Below are 22,241 nucleotides of genomic sequence, written 5' to 3' on the forward strand. Positions count from 1 at the left end.
ACATCTGTAGTACTTATGAATGATCTTTGCCGAAAAATGTTTATTTACCCCTTGTTTCGGTTATGAATAAGTACTATCATTTATTTAATAGTCGCATTTTTATAATATGCTTAAGGAGGCTTATATGAAACTTACACGAATTTTTACCGTTGGAATTGGTTTCCTGCTATTTTTATTTCTATTTATTCCAACTGCTAGTCATGCAGAGAGTGGGCAAACTTATGAAGTCCATTCCACATCACTTAATGTTCGAAGTGCACCCGCTGATGATGCACAAGTAATTGGTCAATTAATGACAGGCGATAAAGTTGTAGCTTTTCAGGAGCAATACGGGTGGATTCAAACTTACTATGGTGGTCAGGAGGTTTGGGTTGCCAAGCATCATTTGATGTCAACTGGTACTGCTAAGTCAAACACGGAATCAAGCTCAGAAGGTACCGCGGAAACGATAACGGTCGCTACAGACAATGTTAATATTCGTTCCGGTCCAGGAGAAAATCATTCCATCATCGGATCCGCATCTTCAGGAAATACATACAACGTAGCGGAATCAGCAGGGGAATGGTACAAGGTTTCTTTTAAAGATGGCTCAACTGGCTGGATTGCTGCCTGGTTAACAAGTGAAGGTGCAAAATCACAAGCATCCGAACTAGAGACCGAAGAAGCCCCCGCAAGTAAAACAAAAAGTACGTCAACAGATCAACAACCATCGAATCAATCACTAGAGGGGTATAATATTGTACTCGACCCTGGTCATGGCGGAAAAGACCCTGGTTCAATCGGGCTGAATGGTGTCAAAGAAAAGGATATTATCTCATCTACCGCAGACCATGTAGCACAGACACTTCGTGATGCAGGGGCGAACGTTACGCTAACAAGATCAGGCGATTACTTTGTTTCTTTAGATGAACGGGTGCGCATTAGTGATTCTAATCAAGCAGATGCATTTGTCAGCCTGCATTATAATGCCTTTCCAATTATCTCAATTGGGGGGATCAGTACGTATTATGCGAGTGGATCCGGTAAAAACTTAGCACAAAGCGTTCAATCTTCCTTAGCTTCGACAGTTAATTTACAAGATAGAGGCGTTATGCAGGCAAACTACCGTGTGATCCAGCAAAGTAGCGCACCTGCCGTGTTAATGGAGCTGGGATTCATCACAAATCCCAATGATCTATCTGTCGTACAGACAAGTGATTATCAAAACAAAGTAGCACAAGCAATAACAAATGGATTGAAAAATTATTTACATTAATAACCTAAATAAAGCTGTCCTTTCATTATAGGACAGCTTTTTCTATGTGATTATCTGGTAAGTTTACAACAATAAGATATTGCATCCTAAGAGGAACTTTGAGGATCTGAACAGCAGGAAAGGTTTCTAAACATGTTGTTTCCTCACCGCATGTTTAATATTTTCTCCCCTTTAGTAAAAGTAGTGTTTTTCATACTCATAAAACCTGCTATATCCAATTTCCTTAAAATATAGCACATTATCGAATATCCCTATGCAAAACAAATTGCTCCCCTTTTCTTCCCATCACCCTTAACCCTTTGTCTTTAAAGCCGCATTTTTTATAAACATATTGCGCATGGCGATTTTGTTTGTTTACAGCTAGAACCACCTCGGTTATGCTAGGGAAATTTTCTTTCATAAAAGTTGGTAATATTTTAAGTGACTGTTTGGCAATCCCTTTACCTTGGTATCTTGAGTCAATGGAATAAGACCTCAGTAGCAAGGCATATCTGTTCTTACTATACTTTTTTACCCCTTCCCAGTCATGAAGAATAAAGAAACCTAGCGCCACACCATTTTGTTCAATAATGATTGGATAACGGTGTGAATCATTTTCAGATGTAGCTATTGCATCACTAGGATGTCCAGTATAGTTTAAATCATCGTTTGATAAATAATAGTTTTCAAATTGTGGCCTTAATTCAGCATGATAGCATACTAATTTCACATCAGTATGCATTATGATCCTACCTCCCTCTTCCGTGCATAAATCATACTCAAAATAGGATTAAATCGGTAGGTCTCCACATGGTATCCGTTCGATGATAGCCAATCCATTAATAACGATCGATTCGCATAGTATTCATCTTCAATGGCATATACAGCTTCCGTATTTCCTGCCTGCTGATAGGTTTGCAGTACTTGTTCTCGATGCTGCTCATCTACAAACATTAAGTCTGCAATACAGATTTGACCGCCTGGCTTTAATACGCGAGTCATCTCTTCGAAAGCCATCAGCTTCTTATCATCTGGTATGTGATGCAGCGCATAGCTTGAAACAATGCCATCCATTGTCTGATCTAATAAAGGAAGGGCTAAAAAGTGTCCTTTTCGCACTTCAATTGCGGCATGTTTTTCCCTACACACTTTCAACATTTGTTCAGATTGATCCACTCCAATGACATTAATCCCCTTCTCCAATAATTTCGCTCCAAGATTTCCTGTCCCTATGCCAATATCCAAACATGTATTGCCTGGTTTTAATTGAATGGTATCCGCTACCTGGGTTAGCGCCTGGTCATAATCTTGGTGGACATTGAATCTATATCCATGCAGTTTTAAGCTATGATCATAATCAACTGCCTGACTGTCAAAATTCCATTTGTCCTGCCAATTTTGGCGGATGTTCTTTAAATTCCTTAAATGCAGGCCAAGCTGCTGGATTCCTTTGATCGACTCATTATCATCCTTTAGGTGTTCTACCATGTTATCAATGGTGTTAATCATGTCTTTCATTTCAAGCCACTTTTCAAATAAAGCAGCACGTTGTATGTCTAAATACTGCCTCATGCCCATATGTGGGTCTTCCAGAAGTTTCTTCATGTCATTTAAACTGATACCAACTTCGCGCAGCGCCATAATCGTACTCAAACGAAAGACGTCTTTCTCCGTAAACGTGCGATAATCATTTTCTTTATCCTTTTTCGGGGCTATTAACCCCTTTTCCTCATAAAATCGAATCGTTCTTGATGTCGTACCTAATTGCTCAGCCACTTCATGGATATACATACTTGCAACCCCCTTCCACCTTACTATAAACCTTTACGTTAGGTGAAGGTAAAGTTATTTTTATACTTTTATAAAATGAGATCATCTATTAGCGATTGTAACCTGATGGATTTTCTAGAAAGTTTTGCTTCTTATCAGTGCAAAACAAGCATGTTATACTTAGAATAATTCATCAAAAAGCGAGGTTTTAAACATGCACGAGAAACTGCAAGAGATCATTGATCATACAGTTGAAAAGTTTGGTTTAAGTAATTACCATTTAAAAAGACACCATATATTTCGGGAGCAAGACAGCTTTAGTAAATCATCCTACCTCTTATCCATGGAATGGTTCCCAAACGACTTGGAAGAAACAGACGAGGGTTTTAACCCGGCTGGTACAGCAATTATAGAATTCGATATACATAGAAAACGATTAAGACGGATCGCTTTCGTACAGGAAGTTACCTATGCAGATGCGATTTTAACCACCTTTGATATGGAGGAAACCATTGAATGGGTTGAGGAAGAAACCGGCCTGGAATTTGGTCGCCAGTTTAAACTGATTCATGATGAAAATGGGGAGCTCTATTTTCAAGCAGCAGTTGACAACGTAGCAGTCTATCCTTCTGGGTCAATTCGCATGCAATTTAATGATCAAGACCAGCTTGTTTTGTTTTCCATTGATGGTGATTTTCCAGATGAAACACAAATTAATTGGGAACCCTTTTCATTAACGCCTATGATCACGGATCCCATTGCCAGCGAACAGTGTAAGCTACTCGAGGTCCCTGTGGAGGATGAGGAGAAGTGGCTTCCTGTTTATGGCGCTACAACTATTTTTGTTACAAACGATGGCGAGCGGCAGCTTACCTTTAGTGAAGTAGAAGCAAATCATTCTCTTGTAAAGAAAGATATCATCCTGGAATGGGATAAACCGCTAAAAGAGCCATTTAAGCCACTTGAGATTGATCTATCATTAGAAGTATCTCTAGAAGAAGCGTTAGCTAATGAACCCCATCCGGATACGAAACCCTTAACAGAGCAGGATCAAGTACAGGCAGTCGAGTCGATAGGGCATTTTTTACAGTGTGAATTCCCTAATGATAGTGGGCAATGGAAATTAACTGGTATTTGGCGGGAACACGGATATATATTTGCGGAATTAAAATCTCCCTTATCTGACCCACGTGTAATTGAAAGGAAGATGAATATCATCATGGATAGAGAAGCATACCAGGTCCTCAACTTCAATGACAATAATGTCGTTCTTGATATGCTGAAAAACTTCTCAGATGCCGAGAATGCGGTTTTATCACCAGAAGCGGCTTTTGACAAATTACGTGGCTATATTGATGTGAACCCAGTCTATGTATTGGATAAAGCAAAAGAAAAGTATATACTGTGCGGCAAAATTGACTGTTCTTATGGTGTTGATGCTGTAACAGGCGAAGTGATTTCACTCGATGAACTCTAATAACGCTTTGCAGATTGACTGGCAGTGCTTATAGAAACATGGAATTTAAATACAAAAGGGAAACCAGCATTAAGCTGGTTTCCCTTTTAAAATTATAAATCGTCAAACCCGTTCAAATCACTTGTTTTTGTATATTGTCTGGATTTTTGTTCAAAGAAATCTGTTTTTGTTCCATCAAAGTTATCCACATAAGCGCGGATCCATTTCATTGGATTATCCACATGTTCCGGGTATATTTCACTTAAGCCCATCATACGCAACATTTTATTCGCACGGTATTTAATGTAGCCTGCCATTTCGTTTAGATCGATTCCTTCGACCTCAGCCAGTACATAATTAGACCATTCAATCTCTAACTCCACAGACGTTTTAAAGCTCTCATATACCCAATCATTAAATTCGGCTGTGTTATATTCCGGATTTTCTGCCAATGTTGCTCGGAATAATTCTGAGATAAATCGACCATGCTCCAGTTCATCACGATTTATATAACTAATCATTGTTGACGTACCAACCATTTTATTTTGTCGTGCTAAATTATAGAAAAACGCAAAGCCGGAATAGAAAAACATTCCTTCCAATAACGATGTATATACTAGTGTTTTCAAGATATTCTCAATTGTTGGCTCTTCCACAAACGCATTGTATTGCTCCGTGATAATTGCATTTCGCTTTAACAGAATCGGGTCTTTTCTACCTAGTTGAAACGATTCATTTTGTTCATCGAAAGATACAACGGACGATAGTACATAAGAATAGCTTTCATTATGAACTGCTTCCTGTTGTGCAATGACTGCCATAATCGATTGTACCGATGCATCTGTCGCATATAAAGATAACAGCAATGCTGTTCTTGTTTGTGGACCGTCCAATGTAGATAGCAACCCAATAATTTTTAAATAGGCCTCTTTTTCTTTATCCGTTAACGTAGCAAATTGTTTCACATCACCCGACATGTTTACTTCGTCCGCTTGCCAGTAATTTCCGATTAATCGTTTATACATTTTATACCAGTGTGGATAAGCAATGTCGTTCCAATTAAGAATTCCACTTGACTTCCCACCAAATATACCTGTTGATTTGTTCGGATTCGCCGGCTCTAAAGTCTTCGCTTTTTCAAGCATAGATTTTGGCATCTTGCAACACTCCTTCTACCCATTCATCTACTAATCTCTCTTGACTTCCTCTTGGTGACTGTTCAATCTTTAAGCCGTTCCAGTTACTATGATAAAAGGATGTTAGCTTATCAACTGCTCCACAGAACAATTCATCACCGCCAAATTGTGTATCACCTGTTCCGAACACCGCGATATTGTCTGGCTTATAACCAACTTCCAATATAAAATCTTTTACCTCATCTGGTGTTCTTCCCTGGTCCCATGTGAAGGTTCCAATAAAAAGATAATCATATTTCTCGGGATCGATTGGTGCATCAATCCCGATTCGGTGTAAATCCACCTGCATATTATTTTCTTTTAATTTTGTTTTGATCAAATCTGCGACTTCTTCCGTGTTTCCACTGTAGGACAAGTATGCAATTAAGGTTCTCAACTTTCACACCACTCACAATCCTCAATATCACTTGAGGTAGAGCGCACATAATAAGTTGTTTTTATTCCTCCCTGCCATGCCTGTAAATGAAGATCCAGCAGGACAGATGCCCGAATTGTATTTGGAACATAGATGTTAAATGAGATACTTTGATCCACATGCTTTTGGCGTGCGGCATTTTGCCTCACAGACCAACGCTGATCAACAATATATGCGGATCGACGATAAACATCATACGTATAAGAATTTAGATCCGGTGCTGTCGTTGGGATTCTGAAATCCTTCTTTTCCTCGCTGTAAAACGTTTTAAAAATAGGATCAATACTAGCAGTTGAGCCAGCAATCATGGATGTTGACGAATTAGGTGCGACCGCCATTAAATAACCATTTCTCATACCATTTTCCTGTACCTCTGCTTGCAGTGACGCCCACTTCTCATCTGTATAGCCTTTATTTGTAAAATAAGCACCATTGCTCCACGTACTTCCTTCGAAGGCTGGATAGCTACCTTTTTCCTTACTCAATTCCATACTGTTTTGGATCGTTAAATAAGCAATTTTTTCGTATAGCTCGTCCGCAAATGTAACAGCTTCATCTGTTTCCCATTTAATATTTTTAAGGGCAAGTAAATGATGCCAGCCAAACGTTCCAAGACCAATCGCACGGTACTTTTGGTTCGTAAGCTGTGCTTGTTTAATTGGTAATGTATTAATATCAATCACACTGTCCAACATGCGGACTTGGATTTTTATCAAACTTTCCAATACGTCATCAGGTACTGCTTTGCCTAAGTTGATCGAGCTTAAATTACATACAACATAGTCACCAGCTTTATATTTTTTAACAATCGTGTTGTCCGCTTCAACAAATTCCTCGAGAAATTGTGTCGGCGATTGGTTCTGTGTAATTTCCGTACATAGATTGGAACAATAAATCATTCCTTCGTGCGGATTGCTGTTCTGTCTGTTCACTTCATCACGGTAAAACATAAATGGTGTGCCAGACTCAAGCTGTGATTTCATGATCCGCTTCATAATAGCAATTGCTGGTACTTGTTTTTTCGTAAGGTTTGGTGATGCGACACATTCCTCATACTTCCTACGCCATGTGCCGTCCCCATTTTCTTCATCATAAAAGTCTTCCAATGAATAACCCATTACTTGTCTCACTTCATGGGGATCAAATAAGTACCAGTCGCCACGCTTGTCCACTTGTTCCATAAAGTAATCCGGTAATGTCACACCAGTAAATATATCGTGGGCACGCATCCGATCGTCCCCATTGTTCAGCTTCAAATCAAGAAATGATTCAATATCCATGTGCCATACGTCAAGATAAATGGCAATGGCGCCTTTTCTTGTTCCCAGCTGGTCTACACTTACAGCAGTATTATTCAATTGCTTAATCCATGGTACAACACCACTGGACATCCCTTTGAAGCCTTTGATCGAACTGCCACGGCTACGAATTTTCCCCATGTAAACACCAATTCCTCCACCGTTTTTGGAGAGTTTAGCGATATCCGTATTGCTGTCATAAATCGATTGTAGGCTATCATCCACTGTATCAATGAAGCAGCTCGATAATTGTCCATGTGTTTTCCCTGCGTTCGTTAATGTTGGTGTTGCAACTGTCATATACAGGTTGCTAAGCGCCCAGTATGCTTCTGTAACCAAGTGTGTACGCTGTGCTTTATCCTCATCCTGCATCAGGTACATGGCAATAATCATCCAACGCTCCTGTGGCAGCTCATAGATGTTCTTTTCATGATCTGTTGCCAAGTAGCGTGTTGCAATCGTATATATACCTAAATAATTAAACAGTAAATCTCTTTCAGGCTGCAGACTCTCCCCAAGTTCTGCAATCTCCTCTTTTGTATATTTATCAAGCAGGTTATTGGCATAAATCCCTTTATCTGTTAAGGTTTGAATTAATTCATAAAAATTGCCATACTGTTTAGCTGGATCATAATGACGATTTTCACCCGCTTTTCGATATAACTCCTGTACATAGATTCTTGCCGCTAAAAACGTCCATTCCGGCTGTGCTTCATCGATATTTTCCAATGCAATCTTGATAAGGGCTTCCGTGACTTTTTCGACCGTGGAATTCGTCTGAATGGTTCTTTCTGCTTTTTCCTTATATTCTTCTGTGTTAATTGATAGACCTTTCGCAGCATTGTCAATGAATAAATGAAGATCATCTATTTTCGGTGTAACAGTTGTAGCAAGTGTCATCATTAATTCCTCCCTTTATGTATATCTGGCGACGATTAAATAAGTACTATCCCCAAAACTAAAAAGCCACGCATCCCAGGGGATGAGCAGCTCAAAAACGACAGAAATCAGACATACTATTTCCATCGTTTCAACTTCTCTCAACCCGGAGATATGAAACTACAAGTTGTGGCAGGTCTCCTGACTTGTGCTTCCATCTACTAGAGTCCTTCCCATATCGTCAATTTCATGATAGATACAGTGGATTTCTCGTTAATCTGCACTTACAGTTGCGGGGACAGCTTCAGTTTTCCACTGAATTCCCTATTAAGACAAAACATGTCACCATGACTCGTAACACTATATATGGTATTTTATTTCAACATCGTCTCGATATATTGTATCTAAAGACTAGCATATCCAATATTTTTATGCAAGGAGAAAAGGATGAAAAAACACGAATTAATTTTGGAACTTTTCTAGCCGAGTAAAGAATTCCTGCAAAAATTCATAGAACAATTTTTCCGTCGGGAGCAAATGACGTTCAGTTGGTATGACAACCCCAACTGTTCGGGTAACATTTGCTTCTGCTACAGGCACGCTAACTGTTGCACGCGGCAGGTTATCAATCAAGGTGATTTCCGGCACAAGCGAAACACCAAGTCCAGCTGACACCAGCCCTTTAATCGCATCAATATCCTCTCCTTCAAACGATACGGTCGGTTCAAATCCCAAATTTCTGCAAAGATCAATAACAATATCCCTTAATACATAATCTTTCGGGAACAAAACAAACGCGTCCTCACGCAACTCCGTTAGTTTTAAAGAAGGAACCTTTGCTAATGGGTGGCTTCTTGGCAATAAAGCGACAATGTTTTCCGTAAACAAGATTTTTCCCTTTAGTTTCTTTTCATTCATTGGTACAGGGCCGAGCAATGCCATATTTATTTCACCTTTAACAACTGCCTTTTTTAAATCGTAATAAGAGCCCTGATTCAATTGAAATTTAACTTCCGGATACCTGTCCCGAAACACTGATATTGCTGTAGGTAAAATATATGTTGCAAGACTACTGGGGAAACCAACATGGATAGTCCCTTTCTCCGGATCCGTATATTCTTCAATCACCTGTGTCGCATCATCAATTACATTAACCGCCTGTTCCATATGGTCCAGAAAAATTCTACCGATTGGCGTTAATCTTACGGTACGTCCTTCCCTTATAAATAAACTGACACCAAGCTCTTCCTCTAAATTAACAATTTGCCGACTCACTGCTGATTGCGCTACATGCATTGCGTTTGCTGCTTCTGTCACGTGCTCACGCTTGGCTACTTCAATGAAGTACTTTATCTGCCTTAATTCCAATCTCATCACCTCTTTTTACTATTATCTCATATCGGCATTGATTATATCTATATTCCATATTGCTTAGATTGATTAAATCTAGTAAGATTAGTACAATAATAATTTACAGCGTTTTCGGCATTATAATATATATATCGCAATACGAAAAGGAGGTACAACAGATATTTATGAAACTTACTAAAGAACAGCCAAAACAGAAAGAAACAACTGTTGTCCACGAATATTTAGACGAAGTATTTAATACCGTATTACAGCGAAATCCCGGTGAAGAAGAATTTCATCAGGCAGTAGCATCTTTCTTCAAATCACTTGTCCCTATCCTAGAAAAACACCCCATCTATATGGAAAAAGGTATACTAGAACAATTAGTTGAACCAGAACGTGTCATCTCATTTCGCGTACCATGGGTAGATGACAGCGGGAAAATAAATGTGAACCGAGGATTTCGTGTACAATTCAATAGTGCAATCGGACCGTATAAAGGTGGATTACGATTCCATCCAACCGTTAACCTGAGTGTTGTAAAATTCCTTGGATTTAATCAGGTTTTTAAAAACTCACTTACCGGACTTCCAATTGGTGGCGGTAAAGGTGGCGCTGACTTTGATCCGAAAGGCAAATCAGACAATGAAATTATGCGTTTTTGTCAAAGCTTTATGACGGAGCTGGCGAAACATATTGGACCAGATATCGACATCCCCGCCGGAGATATTGGCGTAGGGGCAAAAGAAATCGGATATATGTTTGGACAGTATAAGCGTATGGCTGGCGCCTCCCATACAGGTGTTTTAACCGGGAAAGGAATTAATTACGGTGGTAGCCTTGGACGAAAAGAAGCAACAGGCTATGGTGCTGTTTACTTTGTCAGAGAAATGCTAAAACACAAAGGCGCTACGATTAATAATAGTACTTTCGTTGTTTCAGGGTCTGGCAATGTATCTATTTATGCCATGGAAAAAGCCATTGAACTAGGTGCAAAAGTAGTTGCATGTAGTGATTCGAACGGTTATATTTATGATGAAAATGGTATTGATCTTTATTTAGTAAAACAAATTAAAGAAGTACATTCCGATCGGATCAGTGAGTATGTAAAATATCATCCTGAAGCGAAATATGTTGATGACAGCACAGGCATTTGGTCTATCCCTTGTGACGTTGTACTTCCATGTGCCACACAAAATGAAATCAGTGAAGAAGCAGCGAAACAACTTGTTGCTAATGGCGTAAAAGTTATAGCAGAGGGAGCGAATATGCCTTCAACTGCAGAAGCTGTCAATGTTTTTGTTAATAATGAGATCATGTATGCACCAGCGAAGGCAGTAAATGCCGGTGGTGTTGCCGTTTCATCGCTGGAAATGGCTCAAAACAGCATGCGTCTGTCATGGAATTTCGGAGCAGTGGATGAACAACTGCAGGAAATTATGACAAAGATTTATCACAACTGTGTCACCTCGGCAAAGGAATATGGACATAAAGATAATTTACTGATCGGTGCCAATATTGCCGGGTTCATTAAGGTTGCAGATACGATGATTGAGCAAGGTGTTATCTAAAACTTTCATAAACAACCAAATAAACATTAGAATAGGAAAACGCTATACATTCCTATCTGCCAATAATGCCCTGTCGAGAAAACGACAGGGCATTTTACATATCATTATTTTTTCCGTCTGATCCCAATGACACGACCGACTTCCTTCGGTTGCTCATCCGGTGTATGTGCATCTGCAAGCTGTTTCACTTTCGCAAATACCGCTTCAGGGAAGGCTGCAGCACGACCTGTATGCTGATCGACTCCCATCAGCATCTGCTCACTGGTTGCAGCCCGTTTTCCATCTTCACCGAATAACTCATAAAATACATGTGCACGTTTTTCGTCATAATCAATCAGTTGTAAATGGACGGAAAAGGGCTCATCCAATTTCATTTCGTCTAAATAGCAAACATGGCTTTCCATTGTAAAGATGGTATAATTTTGCTGGTCTCGAAGTTGCTCATCAATACCGATCAGTTTCATGAAACAATCAACACCCCAGCTAAATACACGCACATACTCCGCATCATTCATATGCCCGTTATAATCGATCCAATCCTTGCGCACTTTATCTTCCAGGATTACTTTTGCTTTTGTCATTTGCTTTCCCCCGTCCTTACAATTTTCCGTTAATCGAAGCTCCTGGCCAATATTTTTCCAACAGGTCTTGTAATTCAATTAAGAATTGATCTCTGCGTTCTTCGAGTTGTTCCATTTCAACACCTGCTGTCTGTTTTTCACAGCCATTAATCACCTTTTCAGCCAATTCATCAGTAAGTTCCGGTGCTTCCAGTTTCGTCCATGGAAGCTTCAATGCCGGGCCAAATTGTTCGAGCAAATGGCGCATACCTTGTTTTCCTCCACCCATATGCAACGTCATAAATGGTCCCATTAATGCCCATCTTAAACCAGGTCCATATACAATCGAGGCATCGACTTCTTCTGTCGTTGCGATACCATCATTTACGATGTGTAGGGATTCCCGCCAGATAGCTTCCATTAATCGATCTGCCACATGACCTTCAATCTCACGCCTAATGACAAGTGGCTTCATTCCCAATTGATCGTAAAACGTTCTTGCCTTTTCGACAAAGGATGACGCTGTTTTACTGCCGCCGACCAATTCAACTAAAGGCATCAAATAAACCGGATTAAACGGATGTGCAACCATGACCCGTTCAGGGTGATTGACACAATCTGCTTGTAGTGTACTTGGTAAAATTCCCGATGTACTTGAAGCGATAATTGTATCCTTCGGTGCATGCTGATCAATTTGACTGATCACCTTTCGCTTTAGTTCTTCTCGTTCCGGTACGTTTTCCTGAACAAAATCTGCGTTAGCAACAGCCTTTGCTAGATCCTTTTCAAAAGACAAATTGTCTATAGAAGCACCTTCAGCTAGTCCTGTTTTTTTCATGGACGGCCATGCACGTGCAACAGCATCCCGTGTTTTGGCTTCGACAGATGGATCTGGGTCACTTGCTGTCACCTGATAGCCATTCGCCAAAAATCTTGTTATCCAGCCATTGCCAATTACACCTGTTCCTACAACGGTTATGTTATTCATCTCTGTTGTCATATTTAACGCCTCTTTCTTTTCTATTTATTTAGTTTTAATAATTCCCGGGCATCAGCTGGCGACATAATATCTGCACCAAGACCTTGAATAATCCCGACAGCTTTATCAACAAGCTGTTCATTCGTTGCTAATGTCCCTTTTTTCAAGTACAGATTATCTTCAAGCCCGACACGCGCATTACCACCTTGAAGCACAGATTCTGCAACCATTGGCATTTGCATACGCCCGATACCAAATGCAGCCCAATGTGCGTTTTCCGGGATGCGGCTCTTCATATATGCTACCGTTTCCGCATCTGCGTCTGCACCCCACGGGATACCTAGGCAAAATTGGAATAAAGGATCTCCCTCAATTAAACCTTCTTGAACCAATTGATTCGCAAAGCGCACATGTCCCGTATCAAAGCATTCTAACTCTGGTTTCACACCACTATCTTTAATCAGACCGGCTTGTTTCCGGAGCCATTCGGTTGGGCTAATATATATTTGGTCCCCAAAGTTTACACTTCCACAGTCTAACGTACATATTTCCGGGAGCAACAAACCAACAGGCTCATGGCGTTCTTCCGGCGTTTGCATATCTGTACCTGCACCGCCTCTTGTTGGATCTGATTCGCTAGGAATCCAATCACCGCCACCACCAGCAGTAATGTTAATAATGACATCTGTATCTGCCTCACGAATTCGCTCGACAACCTCTTGAAAGAGATTCACATCATGACTTAACTTTCCTGTCTTTGGATCACGCACATGGATATGTGCAATCGTTGCACCTGCTTTCGCTGCTTTAATTGCTGAATCAGCAATCTCCTTCGGTGTTACTGGTACGTGAGGACTCTTTTCATTCGTTTCCCCTGCACCTGTTACCGCACATGAAATGATTACATTTTTATTCATATTGATCTCCTCCTGGTCTTTTTGGTACATGTTTAAATACTTCGCCACTTTCAAAGAATATAACCAATCGTTTAATCCAATCATAATAGTCCATCCAGTCGCGAATTTCCTTTAAAATGTTATTCAACACTTGTTCGTCTGTCTGCTCTACCTCCTTCAAGTCATGCAACATGTGCTTCAGTTTTTGTTCGAAATGTTTATTTTTATTGATTGCTTTATGCCACGTAGATGTAAAAAGGGATACAAAAGTTTGATAGTAATCTTGTTCAACTTGATATAAATCTTTACGAATTCCTTTTCTAAAAACGCGCTCGGCCACATTTAAATTCATCATTTCACGAACAACCTGACTCATTCTTGTCTTGCTCATACCTGTTTCATCAGATAAATCCTCTAATGTCATCGGCTCTTGCCTCATGTAGATAATTCCCAACACACGCCCGACAGTGGCAGATACACCGAAGGATTGCATGTTATCCGTTATCTTTTCAATAAACTGTGCTTCAATAGCTGCAACTTCCTTTGAATGTGAAGCCATTCCCATCACCCTTTTTCTTGACCTATTCAAACTTTAACATTTACATGATAAAAACAAAAGTTCCATTTACACTAGATATATGGAGGATATGGAAGTAAATACGCGTATGATTAGCGTAAACTTTATAAACAAAAAAGTTTACAAAGTTTACGTTATTTACAACGTTTTTGTTTGTCCACTTTTGTTATTTAAATGTATAGCCTCCTGGTTAAATCAGATATCTTTCTACTATCCCCGTTATTTTAAATGCCAATCACCTAAAGCAGATCACTAGCGTTGTTCACGTTTACATGTTAACGTACTTTTAAGTTAAAAAATGATGACAGTTGGAATAATCCTTGGGTTTTAAAACAGTTTTTTAAGTTGGCCAGCCCCGATAGGTGAAGGTTCATAGAGGTGATAATAATGGATGGGCGTGCAAATAAATGGGAGTTTATTCGATTTGATCAGAGAGATATGTCTGTTAGAGAAGAAGAAATTGTAACTGAATTCCCGCTCACAGTTGTCTTAAATGGCGAAGAGTTTGCAACAATCGTTTGTTCACCAACTGACATCCACGAATTATTAATTGGCTTTCTTGCGTCAGAGGGTATTATCCGTTTTTACAAAGAAATCAGTGCCATAAAAATTGATGAAGAACGCGGGTTTGCCTATATTGAAATGGATAAGCCATTACATTCATTGCAGCACAATCATTCCAAACGATTTATTGGATCCTGTTGCGGAAAAAGTCGACAATTTTATTTTCAAAGTGATGTAAAAACGGCAAAAACCATTACAAGTAAGTTGTCTATTTCTGCCGATCAATGCTTCGAGCTAATGAATCAATTACAACTCCAATCTCAAGAGTTCAAACGAACTGGCGGGGTTCACAATGCTGCAATCTGTACGTTGAATGAAATCCTTGAGATTTGTACAGATATTGGTCGTCATAATGCATTAGACAAAATATACGGTCATATCATGGAGCGTAGCATACCTGTAGCTGATAAAGTAATTGTTTTTAGTGGTAGAATTTCTTCTGAGGTTTTATTGAAAATCTCAAAAATCGGAGTCGGGATATTAATTTCTAAATCTGCACCCACTGATTTAGCACTTGAACTTGCAAACGACCTAGGTATTACCGTTATAGGCTTTGCACGTGGACATAAAATGAACGTCTATACACACCCGTTTCGGGTTATCGAGACAGGTAAAACGAGCGAAGCTTCTAAATAAAAAGGCTATCCAAATGGACAGCCTTTTATTTATTCATTTTTGAAAAGAAGTCACCTAAAGGATCTTCTTCCTCTTGTTCCTGCTCTTGTTCTTCCTGTTCTAAATTGAGGCCATCTAAATTCAAATCATCTAAAGCATTATCTTCGATGGAAATGGGCTGCTCTTGTTCTTCTTTTGACGCCGCTGCTTCTTCCTGAAGATATAAAGCCTCATCAATGTCTGATGTATTACTATTTAGGGAGGCAAGTAATGTCGTTGCGCGCATTGGGTCACTCAACAATTGATAAAGAATGCTTCCAATAAGCGCTTCGGAATGTTCATGCTTCAACCAACTTTTCTGCTCTTTTGTCAACTGTTTCGGGAGCGGAACGGTAATTGTCTCCCGTTCTCTTGTATAGGTTTCATTAACCCCTTTTAATACAAATTGAGCAATTTGGCTCGAAAAGTTCCTTCGCTCTGTTTCTTTAAGCTTCTGTAATTGTTTCAAAAGGTAATCAGGTGTATCAGAGGGGACTCGAAACGTAATCGATTGTCCACGCTCTATATTCTTTTTAGACATTGTCTCACCCTATTTTGCTTTTGTAGTTTCTTTCCCTGGTTCAACCGCTTCAACTTTTGTGTTTCCACCTGATTTTCTAACGAAATCTGTAATTAATTTATAATACGCATTAGCCATCATCCAGATACTTTCGTTTTCGTCTTCGAAGAATTCAATATTGTATCCATCTAATTTATTGTTTAGTGCTTTTATATAATCCTTTAATACTGCGGAACCACCACCAACAAAGTAGCAGATTTCTGATTGTGAGTTTTTAGACCAAACGTTTCTCAAAAAACGGTACTCCTTTTTGGCCAGCTCTAATAGAATGTGGTCTGTTATGTCATGTACGTTCGTTCTGCTGCCTTTTACCATGATATGATGTCTATCATTCTTCCGTGTGATAATATCCACGACATCACGTCTACTGTCTAATTCTACGCCATGTTTAGAGCGGATTTCCTCGCGAATTGCTTCCAGAGATTCTGAAACACCGAGGTTGAATCCTTGAGCTTTATCATCGTCTACATTACGATTTCTAATTACAGCAACATCTGTTGAAAGTCCACCAATATCCTGGATTAGTATTTGTTTATCAATTAATTCTTTATTCGTTACTTTAAGGTCATTATCCATGATAAGGTTCACGTACGCTGCAAAGCCCTCCGGATATACTTTCACTTCATCAAATTTAATATTTACCTTTTTCCCTTGGTACATTGGCGTAACGAGAAACTCTACTTGGTGAACAGATCCTAGTAATTGGGAACGGTAACCAACATCTTTTCCTTCTTTCACTTCTCTAAGTGGAAGGCCTGTCCCTAATGTGTAATTTGCATCAATAATATCATTCTTAGACGCTTTAAAGTCTTCTGCCTCTACCGCATCCAAAGCTAAGGAAGCAAAAAGCATTACGAGTGTTTGATCTTCCTCGGATTTACTACTGCCTGGATCCAATTCTGTTGAATTATCTGTTTTTGTTGCTAGGTTCCCTACACGGTAAACAACACCATTCTCTTCCAGTGCTGGTGAATGTACCCGAATATGTATATTATCCAGTACATCTTTTTCGTCTAAATCTTCTATTCCAATTACTGGACGATCTTCTAAATCAGGTGCAATTACATTTGGTATATATAATTCACGTTCCATCTTTCCAAAGTTAGCCTTCAGTGCATCATTACCTACATCCACTGCCGCGATTCTTGATTTTGTCATTTTACTTCTCCTCTCTATTCTTCCTATATAGATAGATTAACTTTTTTTACTAGATTTAGCAAATGTTATTTTAATGTTTGCATTTATGTTTACATGTAATCTTTTTGCGTTCGCCTAGAATCCAACATGTGTACTTGTTTGTATACATGTTTACTTTTTTGAACACTTTTGTACACGACTATGTAAACTTGTGTTCGTAAATTGTATACATCACTTTTGTGAATCATAAAACACTATCCCAAAAAAAGATATAGCCTTTTACGATTAGATTTCACTGGATGTCTGCTCCATTTGGCAACACAAAACACCTCCCCTCTCGACCAATCCCAAGCTACCCATTTTCATTCCCTTGTCATTCATAAGCTTTAATATGATATGATGGCTTTATTTGGAGGCTTTATCATGCAGAAAAACAAAGGAATTATTTACGTCTTAATTGGGGCTACAAGCTTTGGATTTACCCCTATCTTCGCAAAGTTAAGCTTTAGTTTGGGCTATTCATTGGGACAATTGAATATTATTCAAATGCTTATCTCCTTTTTAATATTATGGGGCATCACATTACTACGACGGTCCAATTTCAAGGAGTTAACAACGAAAAACATGGCACAAATCATGTTGACCGGATCTTTTGTTGGCTTAACTACTATTTTCTACTACGGATCCATTCAATTTCTTCCGGCATCACTAGCTATCATTCTGCTCTTTCAGTTTGTTTGGATCGGAATCATATACGATTGGATATTCACTAAAACAAAACCAACAATTATCACCTTATTAGCGACCGTCTTCATCTTAATAGGGGTATTATTTGCATCAAATATTTTTAATGGGGCCACACAGGAATTGCCAACCATAGGATTTATCTATGGTATTCTCTCCGCATTCACCTATGCAGGTTTTATCTTTTTTAGCGGCAAGGTTGCTACATCAGTTGATCCATGGGTACGAAGTTCTTTCATGGTAAGCGGATCCGTTATACTTGTCTTAGTCCTATTCATGAAGGATATCCCTACCATTCCAGTTACTGATGGGGGACTATGGCTTGTTGCAACAGGCGTTGCATTATTTGGCGCTGTACTCCCACCCCTGTTCTTTGCACAAGGTGCCCCCTTAATCACAAGCGGCTTATCCAACATACTAAGCGCTATAGAGCTTCCGGTAGCCATTGTCTCCGCAAGCATATTGCTCTCGGAATCCGTTACACTGTTGCAGTGGATGGGGACGATTCTCATTATTTTTGCGATCATATTAAACGAGATTGGTAACGTAAGATTACAGGCTCATAGAGCGCAAATAAAAAAGCATACCTGAGCAGGTATGCTTTTTTATTAACCAATTTTCTTTTTCTCCATTTGTTTACTTCGCAGTTGCCCACAAGCAGCATCAATATCTGCCCCATTTTCCCAGCGTACACCACAATTGATCCCCTGCCCTTTCAACGTTTCAAAGAAAGTTTGAATGGATGCAGACTCACTACGCTGATATTGATTATGTTCGTCAACGGAGTTATAAGGTATGAGGTTCACATAAGCTAGATGTCGATGATTATAGAGCAATTTAGCTAGTTGCAACGCTTCTTCCTTATGATCATTTACATCACGAAGCATAATGTATTCGTACGTGATTCGCCGGTTTGTCTTTTCTAAATAATAGTCAACGGATTTCATTAACTTCTCAATTGGAAATGCTTTATTGATTTTCATAATCTTTGTGCGCAGCTCATTGTTTGGTGCATGAATAGAAATAGCCAAGTTTACCTGGATACCGGTGTCAGCAAACTCATATATCTTATGGGCAAGACCACTTGTTGATACGGTAATATGTCTTGCTCCAATATTTAAGCCTTTATCATCGTTTACAACATACAGGAAGTTCATTAGATTCGTAAAGTTATCAAATGGCTCCCCAATACCCATCACAACAATATGACTAACACGTTCATCATTGCCCTTGGCATCAAGGTGTTTCTGCACATTCATGATTTGTTCAACGATTTCTCCACCAGTTAAATCACGGCTTTTTTTCAGCAAACCACTCGCGCAAAATGTACAGCCTATATTACAGCCAACCTGCGTGGTAACACAAACAGACAAACCGTAATTAAACCGCATTAAAACGGTCTCGATTAGGTTGCCATCATCCAGCTTAAATAAAAACTTAATTGTTCCATCCTTCGATTCCTGTCGAATTTCCTCGTCTAACGTGTGTAACACAAAGTTTTCTTCCAGTAATTCGATGGTATCCTTATTCACGTTTTTCATTTCAGAAAAGCCTGTAATACGCTTTTTATAAAGCCAGTTCCATACCTGATCGACACGAAACCGCTTTTGACCGCGCTCTAAGAGCCAGTCCGTTAATTGTTCATATGTTAGTCCATAAATGGATGTTTTACTCATTATTAGTACCCTCTCTTCGAACAATACATTTCATCATCCCCTTATATTACTGGAAATAGCCAGTTGATGCAAATAAATATTCATGAAATTAACTCGTATCCATGGCACTATCACAATTATAGCTAACGGAAGCCATACTAAATACCACTCAGCCTTAAGCCGAAGGTTGGACCGAAAGAGGTATATCGCGTATCATTTCTAATAAAGATATTTGGGAGTGAATATATTGAAGAATACACATAAAAAGACATTTAATAATGTACCGTTATCGGTACTCGATCTTGCACCAATTATAGAAGGAAGTTACCCAAAACAATCCTTTGAAAATAGCGTAGATTTGGCGCAGCACACCGATAAATGGGGATTTAACCGTTATTGGCTGGCTGAACATCACAACATGCCGGGTATTGCCAGTTCTGCAACGTCTGTCATCATTGGACACATTGCCGGCGCGACAGAACATATCAGAATTGGGGCTGGCGGAATTATGTTACCGAACCATGCGACACTCGTTATCGCTGAACAATTCGGTACATTGGAATCCCTTTATCCGGGTAGAATTGATTTGGGACTTGGACGTGCACCCGGAAGTGATCAGGCCACAGCTTATGCGCTCAGGCGCACATTAAGTACGGATGTGGCGGATTTCCCAATGCAAGTGGAGGAACTTCAAGGCTATTTCTCAGATGATCCGGTCAATCGTGTACAAGCCGTCCCTGGCAATGGACTCGATATCCCGATATGGCTTCTAGGCTCCAGTGATTTTAGTGCTAGGTTGGCCGCAAAGAAAGGACTGCCATTTTCATTTGCAAGCCATTTCTCGCCACAATATACCATTCCGGCACTGAACCTATACAGAGCTAATTTTCAACCGTCAGATACGCTGCATGACCCTTATGCGATGATTGGTGTAAATGTTATCGCTGCTGATACTACTGAACATGCAAAATACCTAGCAACTTCACAAGAACAGCAATTTCTATTTCAAATAAAGGGGCAATCAAAAAAGCTTCAGCCCCCTGTTGATAATATGGACGACCTCTGGTCAGAACGGGAACGGATGGGTGTTCAACAAACGCTCAATGGCCCCGCGACAATTATTGGGGACCCTGAAACCGTAAAAAAAGGACTTGAAAGCTTTCTAGCAGAAACAAAGGCAGATGAAGTCATTATTAACACACAAGTTTTTAATCATGATGACAGACTGCGATCTTTTGAAATCCTTGCTGAGATGATGGATTAATAGGAAAATCCCCTGGTTGTTAACCAATCAGGGGATTTTTATCTGAAGACTATTTTACCTTTACATTTTGAATCATCAATCTGCTTTTTGGGATGGTTGGCATCCGCACCATACTGTAGTTCAAATCCTGTTGAGGAACCTCATATTCGATTCGCGTAGTCAAAAACTGAAGGCTTGTCTTCATAGCTTCGATCGTAATCCATTCACCTGCACAGCGATGTCCTTTGTCGTAGTCCCCACCGCCTTGAGGGATAAAATCAAATGGACTGCCGCCCCAATCTTTAAATCGCTCCGGATAAAATGTATTCGGGTCCTCCCATAGTGCCGGACTGTGATTCGTTCCATATAAATCCAATATAACGAGTGTCCCCTGCTTGAACGCATATCCATTCCACGTGAAATCGTGTCGCACCTTCGCACCTAAAAAAGGGGCAAATGGATAAAATCGACGCACCTCCTGAACAAACATCTGCGCATAACCATCCGCATCCTCTTCCAGAAATTGTTTCCTTGTTTCTGGATGTTGATGCAATGCTAGAACGCTGAAAGTGATAAATCTGCCAATAGCTACAATTGGGCGCAAGATATTGATTAGTTCAACTGCAGCTGTCTTCACACTTAATAAATCCCCTTGTGGATCACGGTGCCATGCCATTTGGTATATAGCTGTATCCTCATGTACGAATATTTTCCCCGTCCGTACTTGTAAAATCAATCCTCTTATCCAATGTTCAGATCTTGAACGGGCTTGTTTGCCTCGCCAATACCTCGGTCCAACAGCTCCAAATGCATCAATCATTGCCGCAAGATCCTTTGTCCGCTGTTTTAATTCCTTTGCCCATAATGGAACACCTGCCCACTGACAAGCAGTTCTACACATCATTTCTTCTGCCGCTGCAAATAGTTCAATCTTCCTTTTCCTTTCCCATTCCTTTGCAGCAATTTCCCATTGATGATTCAAGCATTTTTTTAGGTATCGGATACGCTCCTCTGTCATAAGTGACATGAATAATTGTTTCCGATGCTCATGTGCTGCATCATCTAATCCTTGAACACCACCAACCCCAAACAGTGATTTAAATACACGTTTAGGCACTGCTCCCTTGCGCTGAAATCGCTCTTCATCATAAAATAGTTCCGCAGCTTCTTTACCACCTATTATGATTGCTTGTTGTCCCAATAGGCGCGCTGTAAAAATATTTGAATTGAATTTTACTAATCGGTTCGGAATAAATTGATAGCCTTCAGATAACACTGCGAGTGTATTATCTATCCCCTCTTCTTGAGGAATTTGCAGATTTGAAGTCATATATTAAATTCTCCTCTATTGGCTTATTTCTATTAGTTTTCCCGAGATTATTGATTCACAAACAAAGAATTACAATAGCTTAAGTCGATTATATTTAATTATATATAAAAGGCTTGGATCAAAATATTTGATCCAAGCCTTGCCTTTTATCAT

Annotated in this window: 20 protein-coding genes and 1 riboswitch; of the genes, 6 read left to right on the forward strand and 14 right to left on the reverse strand. The window is 39.6% G+C overall.

Translation table 11 applies throughout. The features are described from left to right. The first annotated feature begins 124 nt into the window (after positions 1-124). Positions 125-1,255 (forward strand): N-acetylmuramoyl-L-alanine amidase family protein, encoded by a 1,131-nt coding sequence (locus JOC34_RS15530; protein WP_239544490.1) that lies wholly within the window; start codon positions 125-127, stop codon positions 1,253-1,255. 238 nt (positions 1,256-1,493) lie between these two features. Here JOC34_RS15530 and JOC34_RS15535 read toward each other — a convergent pair whose 3' ends face one another. Then, on the reverse strand, positions 1,494-1,976 hold the full coding sequence (locus JOC34_RS15535; protein ID WP_205137700.1) for a GNAT family N-acetyltransferase: 483 nt from the start codon (positions 1,974-1,976) through the stop codon (positions 1,494-1,496). After that, a complete protein-coding gene (locus tag JOC34_RS15540; protein ID WP_205137701.1) occupies positions 1,976-3,025 on the reverse strand; it encodes a MerR family transcriptional regulator in 1,050 nt (349 codons plus the stop codon). Before JOC34_RS15540 ends, JOC34_RS15535 begins: the two co-directional genes overlap by 1 nt. Positions 3,026-3,218: 193 nt before the next feature. Between JOC34_RS15540 and JOC34_RS15545 the strand changes: the two genes are divergently transcribed. Then, entirely contained in the window at positions 3,219-4,481 is a 1,263-nt protein-coding gene (locus JOC34_RS15545) for a hypothetical protein (RefSeq protein ID WP_205137702.1), read from the forward strand. Between the two features lie 92 nt (positions 4,482-4,573). On the opposite strand, the gene JOC34_RS15550 is transcribed toward JOC34_RS15545, so the two are convergent. The 4 genes from JOC34_RS15550 to gltC all read right to left on the reverse strand — a co-directional run bounded on the left by JOC34_RS15550 (position 4,574) and on the right by gltC (position 9,616). Continuing rightward, complete coding sequence (locus tag JOC34_RS15550; protein WP_205137703.1) at positions 4,574-5,617, reverse strand: ribonucleotide-diphosphate reductase subunit beta; 1,044 nt, start codon at positions 5,615-5,617, stop codon at positions 4,574-4,576. Next, entirely contained in the window at positions 5,598-6,032 is a 435-nt protein-coding gene (locus tag JOC34_RS15555; RefSeq protein WP_205137704.1) for a flavodoxin, read from the reverse strand. Before JOC34_RS15555 ends, JOC34_RS15550 begins: the two co-directional genes overlap by 20 nt. After that, entirely contained in the window at positions 6,029-8,269 is a 2,241-nt protein-coding gene (locus JOC34_RS15560; RefSeq protein ID WP_205137705.1) for a ribonucleoside-diphosphate reductase subunit alpha, read from the reverse strand. The genes JOC34_RS15555 and JOC34_RS15560 overlap by 4 nt, the downstream gene beginning before the upstream one ends. Positions 8,270-8,422: 153 nt before the next feature. Then, positions 8,423-8,613: riboswitch (cobalamin riboswitch) on the reverse strand. Between the two features lie 97 nt (positions 8,614-8,710). After that, positions 8,711-9,616, reverse strand: a complete 906-nt coding sequence (gene gltC, locus JOC34_RS15565; RefSeq protein WP_205137706.1) for a glutamate biosynthesis transcriptional regulator GltC — start codon at positions 9,614-9,616, stop codon at positions 8,711-8,713. Between the two features lie 167 nt (positions 9,617-9,783). On the opposite strand from gltC, the gene gdhA reads away from it, so the two are divergent. After that, on the forward strand, positions 9,784-11,169 hold the full coding sequence (gdhA, locus tag JOC34_RS15570) for an NADP-specific glutamate dehydrogenase (RefSeq protein WP_205137707.1): 1,386 nt from the start codon (positions 9,784-9,786) through the stop codon (positions 11,167-11,169). A 104-nt stretch (positions 11,170-11,273) separates the two neighbouring features. On the opposite strand, the gene JOC34_RS15575 is transcribed toward gdhA, so the two are convergent. The 4 genes from JOC34_RS15575 to JOC34_RS15590 are packed head-to-tail and all read right to left on the reverse strand — an operon-like array spanning position 11,274 to position 14,163. After that, positions 11,274-11,750 (reverse strand): thioesterase family protein, encoded by a 477-nt coding sequence (locus tag JOC34_RS15575; protein ID WP_205137708.1) that lies wholly within the window; start codon positions 11,748-11,750, stop codon positions 11,274-11,276. Positions 11,751-11,766: 16 nt separating this feature from the next. Continuing rightward, entirely contained in the window at positions 11,767-12,729 is a 963-nt protein-coding gene (locus JOC34_RS15580) for a 3-hydroxyacyl-CoA dehydrogenase NAD-binding domain-containing protein (RefSeq protein WP_205137709.1), read from the reverse strand. Between the two features lie 20 nt (positions 12,730-12,749). Beyond that, complete coding sequence (locus tag JOC34_RS15585) at positions 12,750-13,625, reverse strand: beta-keto acid cleavage family enzyme (protein WP_205137710.1); 876 nt, start codon at positions 13,623-13,625, stop codon at positions 12,750-12,752. Beyond that, positions 13,618-14,163, reverse strand: coding sequence for a GbsR/MarR family transcriptional regulator (locus JOC34_RS15590; RefSeq protein WP_205137711.1), 546 nt, complete (start codon positions 14,161-14,163; stop codon positions 13,618-13,620). Before JOC34_RS15590 ends, JOC34_RS15585 begins: the two co-directional genes overlap by 8 nt. Before the next feature lie 405 nt (positions 14,164-14,568). Here JOC34_RS15590 and fdhD point away from each other — a divergent pair, with 405 nt between their 5' ends. After that, on the forward strand, positions 14,569-15,381 hold the full coding sequence (gene fdhD, locus JOC34_RS15595) for a formate dehydrogenase accessory sulfurtransferase FdhD (RefSeq protein WP_205137712.1): 813 nt from the start codon (positions 14,569-14,571) through the stop codon (positions 15,379-15,381). Positions 15,382-15,406: 25 nt separating this feature from the next. Here fdhD and JOC34_RS15600 read toward each other — a convergent pair whose 3' ends face one another. Next, positions 15,407-15,940 carry a hypothetical protein gene (locus JOC34_RS15600; protein WP_205137713.1) on the reverse strand — a complete coding sequence of 178 codons (534 nt, stop codon included), beginning with the start codon at positions 15,938-15,940 and terminating at the stop codon, positions 15,407-15,409. 9 nt (positions 15,941-15,949) lie between these two features. Then, entirely contained in the window at positions 15,950-17,137 is a 1,188-nt protein-coding gene (locus tag JOC34_RS15605) for a ParM/StbA family protein (protein ID WP_205137714.1), read from the reverse strand. A gap of 402 nt (positions 17,138-17,539) precedes the next feature. On the opposite strand from JOC34_RS15605, the gene JOC34_RS15610 reads away from it, so the two are divergent. Then, positions 17,540-18,451 (forward strand): EamA family transporter, encoded by a 912-nt coding sequence (locus JOC34_RS15610; protein ID WP_205137715.1) that lies wholly within the window; start codon positions 17,540-17,542, stop codon positions 18,449-18,451. A 17-nt stretch (positions 18,452-18,468) separates the two neighbouring features. Here the strand turns inward: JOC34_RS15610 and rlmN are convergent, their stop codons facing one another. Then, positions 18,469-19,536 carry a dual-specificity RNA methyltransferase RlmN gene (rlmN, locus tag JOC34_RS15615; RefSeq protein WP_205137716.1) on the reverse strand — a complete coding sequence of 356 codons (1,068 nt, stop codon included), beginning with the start codon at positions 19,534-19,536 and terminating at the stop codon, positions 18,469-18,471. A 226-nt stretch (positions 19,537-19,762) separates the two neighbouring features. Between rlmN and JOC34_RS15620 the strand changes: the two genes are divergently transcribed. Beyond that, complete coding sequence (locus tag JOC34_RS15620) at positions 19,763-20,779, forward strand: LLM class flavin-dependent oxidoreductase (protein ID WP_205137717.1); 1,017 nt, start codon at positions 19,763-19,765, stop codon at positions 20,777-20,779. Positions 20,780-20,828: 49 nt separating this feature from the next. On the opposite strand, the gene JOC34_RS15625 is transcribed toward JOC34_RS15620, so the two are convergent. Beyond that, positions 20,829-22,088: a CYP152 family fatty-acid peroxygenase CypC gene (locus JOC34_RS15625; RefSeq protein WP_205137718.1), complete on the reverse strand. Its 1,260-nt coding sequence runs from the start codon at positions 22,086-22,088 to the stop codon at positions 20,829-20,831. Positions 22,089-22,241 lie beyond the last annotated feature (153 nt).

This window comes from Virgibacillus halotolerans (assembly GCF_016908515.1).
Taxonomy (GTDB): Bacteria; Bacillota; Bacilli; order Bacillales; family Amphibacillaceae; genus Virgibacillus_M; species Virgibacillus_M halotolerans.

Coding starts and splice junctions, on each gene's coding strand:
- JOC34_RS15530 (WP_239544490.1), top strand. CDS start 125: ATGAAACTTACACGAATTTTTACCGTTGGAATTGGTTTCCTGCTATTT.
- JOC34_RS15535 (WP_205137700.1), bottom strand. CDS start 1,976: ATGCATACTGATGTGAAATTAGTATGCTATCATGCTGAATTAAGGCCA.
- JOC34_RS15540 (WP_205137701.1), bottom strand. CDS start 3,025: ATGTATATCCATGAAGTGGCTGAGCAATTAGGTACGACATCAAGAACG.
- JOC34_RS15545 (WP_205137702.1), top strand. CDS start 3,219: ATGCACGAGAAACTGCAAGAGATCATTGATCATACAGTTGAAAAGTTT.
- JOC34_RS15550 (WP_205137703.1), bottom strand. CDS start 5,617: ATGCCAAAATCTATGCTTGAAAAAGCGAAGACTTTAGAGCCGGCGAAT.
- JOC34_RS15560 (WP_205137705.1), bottom strand. CDS start 8,269: ATGACACTTGCTACAACTGTTACACCGAAAATAGATGATCTTCATTTA.
- gdhA (WP_205137707.1), top strand. CDS start 9,784: ATGAAACTTACTAAAGAACAGCCAAAACAGAAAGAAACAACTGTTGTC.
- JOC34_RS15575 (WP_205137708.1), bottom strand. CDS start 11,750: ATGACAAAAGCAAAAGTAATCCTGGAAGATAAAGTGCGCAAGGATTGG.
- JOC34_RS15580 (WP_205137709.1), bottom strand. CDS start 12,729: ATGACAACAGAGATGAATAACATAACCGTTGTAGGAACAGGTGTAATT.
- JOC34_RS15585 (WP_205137710.1), bottom strand. CDS start 13,625: ATGAATAAAAATGTAATCATTTCATGTGCGGTAACAGGTGCAGGGGAA.
- JOC34_RS15590 (WP_205137711.1), bottom strand. CDS start 14,163: ATGGCTTCACATTCAAAGGAAGTTGCAGCTATTGAAGCACAGTTTATT.
- fdhD (WP_205137712.1), top strand. CDS start 14,569: ATGGATGGGCGTGCAAATAAATGGGAGTTTATTCGATTTGATCAGAGA.
- JOC34_RS15600 (WP_205137713.1), bottom strand. CDS start 15,940: ATGTCTAAAAAGAATATAGAGCGTGGACAATCGATTACGTTTCGAGTC.
- JOC34_RS15605 (WP_205137714.1), bottom strand. CDS start 17,137: ATGACAAAATCAAGAATCGCGGCAGTGGATGTAGGTAATGATGCACTG.
- JOC34_RS15610 (WP_205137715.1), top strand. CDS start 17,540: ATGCAGAAAAACAAAGGAATTATTTACGTCTTAATTGGGGCTACAAGC.
- rlmN (WP_205137716.1), bottom strand. CDS start 19,536: ATGAGTAAAACATCCATTTATGGACTAACATATGAACAATTAACGGAC.
- JOC34_RS15625 (WP_205137718.1), bottom strand. CDS start 22,088: ATGACTTCAAATCTGCAAATTCCTCAAGAAGAGGGGATAGATAATACA.